Here is a 6,437-nt window from a genome sequence, read left to right as displayed (position 1 = left end):
GGGCCTGGCGGCCCTTGCGCAGTGGGTGGAGCGGGAAGGCGCCCTCCGGCCGGCGCCCCGCGCCCACGGCGAAGAGATCGCAGGTCGAAGGTGGGGCCGAGCCGGTGGTCGTGAAGCTGGGTGTGTGGGTCTCCAACACCGAGAGCCGCCGGGACAAGCCCACCACCGACCAGCTCGCCGCCCTCGCGAAACTCGGCGTCGACTGAGCGTGACAGGCCACCTCGCTCGTCGTTGAGCGGGGCGGCGACGGGTTCCGCGAACGCTTCCCGTTCACGGAACCCGTCGTACGGGCTGGGGGAGCTCCGGCCGGGCCGCTGGGGTCATGCGGCCGGCTCGTGGTGGTCAGCCGTTGAGCGGGGTGTCGTAGTGGATCCACCCGGACCAGTTGCCGTCGTGATCGCGGTTACGGCCCCAGTACTCCGCCTGCTGGTCGTAGTAGAACATTCGGAAGGACCAGGGGTCGCTGGTGTCGTAGTCGTAGGTGTACACCTTGCTGTACGCCTTGCCGCCCATGGAGATCCACCGCGACCAGTCCCCGTCGGAGTCCGTCCAGCGGGTCCACACCGCGCGGTCGGTGCCGACGACGAAGTCCTGCTTCGTGCCGTTGGGCAGGACGCGGGTGGTCGGCGAGTATTCGCAGAGGTAGGCGCCGCCTCCATGCGAGCAGTAGGCCGCCCCCGCCTGGGCCGGTGTGGCCATCACCGCGGCGCTCGCCACCGCAGTGGCCGCGACCGCGGCCGCCTTCAACTTGCGAACCAGCATGTCTCTCCTTCGTGCGTGCGACCGTCCCATTCGGGCACGGACGCGCTTCCTTCCGGCCGGCGGGGCGGTAGGGGCGCCCCTGCGGCAGGCACAGTCGATCACGGTGTCAGGGCGCGGTCCCAGGCAATTCCACCCGCAAAACAACGGCTCGGCGTACTTCTGCCGGATCCGTTCCCGACCGTTGCCGTCCTGGACTGTGATCTGCGGCCGGGCCGGCCCGGCGTGGCGCTGGTACGGCTCGGGCCGCGGGCGAGTGGCCGGCGAATTTCGTCGCGTTCGACGTGGTGCGGCTGTCCGCAACGGATGCGACCGCGTGGCCGTACCGGCAGCGCAGGGCAGCGCTGGAGTCCGTGTTCGCCGAACGGCGGTTGACGGCGCCGTGGGTGCTGTGTCCGTCGACCACCGAGGCGGAGACGGTGCGCGAGTGGCTGACGTGGGCGTCGGTCGGGATGGAAGGCGTGGTCTTCAAGCGGCTGGACGAGCCCCATCGTCCTGCCGTGCGGGGCCGGCAGAAGTACAAGACGCGCGAGACGACGGAGGCGGTCGTCGGCGATCATGCTGTTCCAGAAGCCCAACGACCGACGGCATCCCCGACCTCCATCGAAGTGACGAGACGACACGTCACCACTCCCACGAGACGGCCGAAACTACGCCTGAAAAGCGAGAACGCAGTCCTCAAGTCCAGAACGACAACAGCCACTGAGAGCCAGCTGCCGTCGCACTCCCTGTCGCATCGGGCGCTGTCGCACCCTGTGACCCGCGCAGATGGGCGCGCCCCCCGTTGCGAGGTGGGTTGCTATGGTGACGGCCGATCAGGGACAGCTCAGGCGGGGGGGGTCCGTGGGTTCGCAGTATGGAAGTGACCACGCAGGCTTCGGGTGCGCGGCTTGCTGCGCCGAGGACGCCCTGGTGGCCCAGGCGCACCATCAGAGCCACAACGGGGTCCGGGTCGAAAGGATGATTCAGGACGACTCGCATTTCATCGTCTCTGTCCAGCGCTGCGGCCTCTGTTCGCAGGCCTTCGCGAGCGTCTTCACCGAGTACGTCGACTGGGTCGCCTCACAGGACGCACAGTACCGGACCGTTCTGCCGATCACGGACGCCGAAGCGGACGACCTGATGGCGGGGCGGTTGAGCCCGCACCGGGTCGGAGCCCTCGGACACGGCCGCCGCCATCTGCAGAGCGACTGGCCGAGTGAGGCCGACAAGCCGTCCGTGTACTGGGACAGCGGCGTCTTCGAGGTGCGCGAGGGGTACTGACCCGGATGGCCTCGCCGGCCTGGCTCCGCCCCGTCGGCGGCCGCACACCCTTGGCCGCTGACTGCAACGCGGCCCGTGTTGCACCCCTGAGCTGGGCTTTCGCCTCTCCGGACAGCGGCCGGGCCGCCTTGTAGAGGGCGACGGCCGGCACCGACGGGGCAAGTTACGAGCAGTTGGGAGCCGTGTGGGGGCATTACCCGCCAGGGTGCCTGCAAGAAGTGGCCGGACGCCCTCACACGCCCGGCGCCTTCGACAGCGCGCCCGACCAACCTGGAATCTTCGGTGGGACTGCCGAACAGGATGCGCTGGTGGTCCACCGACAATGCCGACCAGGCCAGCCCCGCACGCCACATTGGCACCACCGATTTCGGCTTAGCCGCCTCCGAAAGCTCGGGCCGCACGGCTGTTCACCGGCATCTCTCAGATCCTGGGAGGCCTCGGGTCCGGCGGGATCGACGTCGTCCGGCGCCAGCACCTCGCCGACGCGCAAGCGGGCGATGACCCACTCGTTCCACTCCCGCTCGGCCACGGCCAGCTCGGCCTGGATACGATCGGCCTCTTCCCGCAGTTCGTCCACAAGCGGTGAGCTCGCGTTGTTCCAGAAGCCCCACGACCAGAAGCACATCCCTCACGCCCGGAAAGACAGCGGCTTCTAAGGGCCGCCCGACTCGCGGCGCTCCCGAGCTCTCGCCTTCAGCCCGGGCCCATCCGCATGTCGCATGCCAACGGCCTTGCTAGCCGGTCACCCCTGAGCGTGGAGTCGGTAGCTGGTCAAGGAGGACCTCCGCGATCTGTTCGGCTGCCCACTGCGCGCGGCTGGGGGCGAGTCGGCCGTAGCCGATGACGAGGGCCGGCGGTTGGTGTCGGGTGGTGTATCCGGATAGGGCGGCGGTGGCGATGCCGCGGTCTGCGAGGTGTTCGACGATCGTGTGGTCGTCGAGTGCGGAGGGCAGGGGGACCAACAGGTGCAGGCCTGCGGCGATGCCGCGGACCGGGCCGCAGTCGCGGATCACGGCATGGCTGCCCAGCGTAGTGACGAGGGCGTCGCGGCGGGCCCTGTACGTCTTGCGTACGCGGCGTAGGTGCTTGTCGTAGCCGCCGGTGCCGGCGAGCCTGGCGAAGGTGAGCTGGTCCAGGGTGCTGGGGCCGGCGGCCGCGGTGTCGAGGGCGTCAAGCAGCGGTTGGCGCAGTGCCGGCGGTGGGACCATCCAGCCCAGACGCAGGCCGGGATGCAGGGTCTTGCTGACCGAGCCGAGGTAGACCACGAGGTTGCGGTCGAGGCCGGCCAGCGCGCCGACGGGTCTGCGGTCGTAGCGGAACTCTGCGTCGTAGTCGTCTTCGACGATGACGGCGGCGTGCTGCGCGGCCCAGGTGAGCAAAGCCCTCCGGCGTGCGGGGGACAGAGCCGCGCCGGTGGGGAACTGGTGGGCCGGTGCGCACAGCACCGCCCGGGCGTCTGTTCGTGTCAGGGCCTCGACGTCGAGGCCCTCGGCGTCCACGGCGACCGGCTCGGTGGGCAGGCCGGCGGCGGCCGCGACCTGGTGCAGACGGGGCCAGCCGGGATCCTCGACGGCCAGGTGCGGGACCCCGCGTGCGGCCAGGACCCGCGCGACGAGCGACACTCCGTGGGAGGTGCCGCAGGTGATGAGTACCTCGTCAGCCTCGACCGCCAGTCCGCGTACCCGGCGGAGATGGGCGGCGACGACCTCCCGCAGCCGCTGCGTCCCTGCTGCCTGCGGAAAGACCGACGGTTCCCAGTCGGCGGTGGCGAGGACGTGGTGCAGGGAGCGGGTCCACCCGGGTGCGGGGAACGCGGCCACGTCCGGTGTGCCCGGCCGGAGGTCGGCCACCACCGGTGGTGCGGCAGGGGCCCGCCGGGTCGTTGGTGCCCGGTCCGGTTTGGGCCTGGTGGGATGGGCCGTGACGCGCGTGCCGGAGCCCTGCCGCGTCTGAAGTTGGCCCTCGGCGGCGAGCTGGGTGTACGCCTCGTTGACGACCCATCGGGAGCAGCCGAGTTCGGCAGCCAGTGCGCGGCTCGGGGGGAGCAGGTGGCCCGGTCCCAGGCGGCCCTCCACGATGGCGGTCCTGATCCCGCTCGTCAATCGCTCGTACAGCGACCCGCCGTCCTCGGACAATTCGATGAGGAGGCCGCTTGCTCGATTGGTCCGGTCATTGTCCATGAAAGAGGACTGTATAGCCGGACTACTTGCCCCTAGCGTCGTCCTGTGCAGCTGGTGGCAACGGGTCACCGCGCCATGAACAGGAACACCCAGCACCCTGATGACGAACATGACGAACATCGAATCTGACGCATTGACAGTCGTGGCTCAGTTGCGGGCCAAGCCCGGCAAGGAGCAGGCTCTGCACCAGGCACTCACAGCGCTCGTGGCGCCCACGTCGCGCGAGCCGGGCTGCGTCACCTACAACCTGCACGTGGATGTGGACGACCCCGCCTCGTTCTGCTTCTACGAGATCTGGCGCAGCCGCGCCGACCACGCCGCGAACCTCCAGACCGCCCACCTACAGGACTTCGCAGCCCGGATGGACGACCTCCTCGACGGCGAGCTTCGCGTCAGTCTTCTCCGCCACATCGCCTGAGTCTGCCCACCGCGAATGGTGGCGGGTGCGTTCTTGCTGGTCTTGCGTGCTGGACACTGAAATGAGCCTGGCGGGTGCCCGTCTATCGGTCAGGTGGTGTCCGGCAGGTAGGCGACGTGAGTCCGGTCTGCTGCGCCCGTGCGGGCCCCACCCGCCGACAACCCCGCCCCGCATACCCACGCGGAGCAATGAGCAGAAGGCCGGCCGCCACCGCGCCGTAGAAACACACTGGCCGGTCGCGGCCAGGTGTCTTGGCCGAGGAGGTCAGCATGACAGTGGTAGTCACGTCCGCAGGGAAGATCCGCGGGACGAGCCGGGACCAGATCGCGTGCTTCCGTGGGATCCCATTCGCCGCCCCGCCCGAGGGCCCGCTGAGGTTCCAGCCCCCTGCGCCGCCCTCGCCGTGGGACGGCGTTCGTGACACGCTCGCGTTCGGGGCCGCGCCCCCGCAACTCGCCCCGGCACCCGGTGCACCGGCGATATGGCGGCCCGGGGACGGGCTGGACTGCCTGACCGTGAACGTGTGGACTCCCGACCCGGGTGCGGCCGGTCTGCCGGTGATGGTGTGGATCTATGGGGGCGTGTGGAAGTACGGCTCCGCGAGCATGCCGCAGTACGACGCCACCGCGCTCGCCGCTGCGGGTGTCGTCGTGGTGACCTTCAACTACCGGGTCGGCTTCGAGGGTTTCGGTCACCTGTCGGGCTTCCCGGACAACCGCGGGCTGCGCGACCAGATCGCGGCCCTGCAGTGGGTCCAGGACAACATCGCCGCGTTCGGTGGCGACAACGCGAATGTGACCGTGTTCGGCCAGTCGGCCGGAGCCGCGTCCGCTGTCCTGTTGGCGTCCGCCCCCGCGGCGCGTGGCCTGTTCAGACGCGTGATCGCCCAGAGCATCCCGGCGGGAGCCCGCACCCGCACCGAAGCCCACGCCGCCACCACGGCAATCGCCCGGGCCGCGGGCCTCCCCGCGACCTGGGACGCACTGGCCTCCCTGCCGCCCGAGGCGCTCCTCGCGGTCCAGGACGCGCCACTGCGCGGCCCCGAAGACGGCTTCACCGCGTTCGGCCCCGTCGTCGACGACGACCTGGTGACCGGACAGCCCTGGACCGCCTTCGAGGCGGGCGCGGGCGGCGAAGTCGACCTGATCTGCGGGTTCACCCACGAGGAGTACCGAGGCCAGGGCCCGGTCCCCGCAGCGCAGGACATCGACCTGGGGCAGGTCACCGAAGCCGTCGGCCTCGGCAAGGACGCGGCCGCCGCCTACCGCGAGGGCTACCCGGGGCTCTCCGACGACGCCCTGTTCACAGGAGTGCTGTCCGACGCGCTGGTGCGGATGCCGACCACCCGCGTCGCCCAAGCCCACACGCGAGCCGGCGGCCGGACCTGGCTGTACGACTTCACCTGGCAAGGCCACGCCCTCGGGGCCGCCCACGGCATCGACGTCCCCTTCACCTTCGGCAACCCCAACACCCGTTACGCAGCGCTGTTCCTGGGCTCGCCACCGCCCGCCGACTTCGCCGACCTGTCCGAGCGCCTGCGCACCGCCTGGACTTCCTTCGCACGGACCGGCGACCCCGGCTGGCCCCGCTTCACCCCCGACCAGCCCACCACCAGGATCTGGAACCTCCCACCCACCGACACCGCCTACCCGCTCGAAGCATCCCGCCAGATCTGGGAACGCACCAGCCCCGCATAGCAACACCGGCCACACGCCATCGGAATCCCGGCCGCCGGCCGTTCCGCCGGCCGACAAGGTCATCGGCTGGCCCGGCCGCCCCGGCGACTTCAGGTACGGCCTCGCGGTGACACCAAGCCG

5 protein-coding genes and 3 pseudogenes are annotated in these 6,437 nt (G+C 70.5%); 5 read left to right on the top strand and 3 right to left on the bottom strand.

The genetic code is table 11. The annotated features are described in order from the left end of the window. Positions 1 to 206: pseudogene (locus tag VR44_RS42925) on the top strand (helicase associated domain-containing protein); the annotation flags it as partial. A 136-nt stretch (positions 207 to 342) separates the two neighbouring features. On the opposite strand, the gene VR44_RS25095 reads toward VR44_RS42925, so the two are convergent. Beyond that, on the bottom strand, positions 343 to 762 hold the full coding sequence (locus tag VR44_RS25095; RefSeq protein ID WP_045949858.1) for a hypothetical protein: 420 nt from the start codon (positions 760 to 762) through the stop codon (positions 343 to 345). Positions 763 to 1,019: 257 nt separating this feature from the next. Here VR44_RS25095 and VR44_RS42920 point away from each other — a divergent pair. Both VR44_RS42920 and VR44_RS44170 read left to right on the top strand, forming a co-directional pair. After that, positions 1,020 to 1,625, top strand: a pseudogene (locus VR44_RS42920) (ATP-dependent DNA ligase); the annotation flags it as partial. A gap of 94 nt (positions 1,626 to 1,719) precedes the next feature. Further along, entirely contained in the window at positions 1,720 to 2,022 is a 303-nt protein-coding gene (locus VR44_RS44170) for a hypothetical protein (RefSeq protein WP_157880397.1), read from the top strand. A gap of 296 nt (positions 2,023 to 2,318) precedes the next feature. On the opposite strand, the pseudogene VR44_RS49205 reads toward VR44_RS44170, so the two are convergent. Both VR44_RS49205 and pdxR read right to left on the bottom strand, forming a co-directional pair. After that, a pseudogene (locus VR44_RS49205) lies at positions 2,319 to 2,645 on the bottom strand (hypothetical protein); the annotation flags it as partial. A 111-nt stretch (positions 2,646 to 2,756) separates the two neighbouring features. Continuing rightward, positions 2,757 to 4,202 (bottom strand): MocR-like pyridoxine biosynthesis transcription factor PdxR, encoded by a 1,446-nt coding sequence (gene pdxR, locus VR44_RS25085; protein ID WP_063778965.1) that lies wholly within the window; start codon positions 4,200 to 4,202, stop codon positions 2,757 to 2,759. Positions 4,203 to 4,344: 142 nt separating this feature from the next. Between pdxR and VR44_RS25080 the strand changes: the two genes are divergently transcribed. Both VR44_RS25080 and VR44_RS25075 read left to right on the top strand, forming a co-directional pair. Next, complete coding sequence (locus VR44_RS25080; protein ID WP_211275124.1) at positions 4,345 to 4,620, top strand: putative quinol monooxygenase; 276 nt, start codon at positions 4,345 to 4,347, stop codon at positions 4,618 to 4,620. A 269-nt stretch (positions 4,621 to 4,889) separates the two neighbouring features. Then, positions 4,890 to 6,317 carry a carboxylesterase/lipase family protein gene (locus VR44_RS25075; RefSeq protein WP_045949857.1) on the top strand — a complete coding sequence of 476 codons (1,428 nt, stop codon included), beginning with the start codon at positions 4,890 to 4,892 and terminating at the stop codon, positions 6,315 to 6,317. Positions 6,318 to 6,437: the final 120 nt, after the last annotated feature.

Origin of the sequence: Streptomyces katrae, assembly GCF_000966975.1 — a bacterium.
GTDB lineage: Bacteria > Actinomycetota > Actinomycetes > Streptomycetales > Streptomycetaceae > Streptomyces > Streptomyces katrae.
This window is presented reverse-complemented; position numbering and strand designations above follow the sequence as displayed.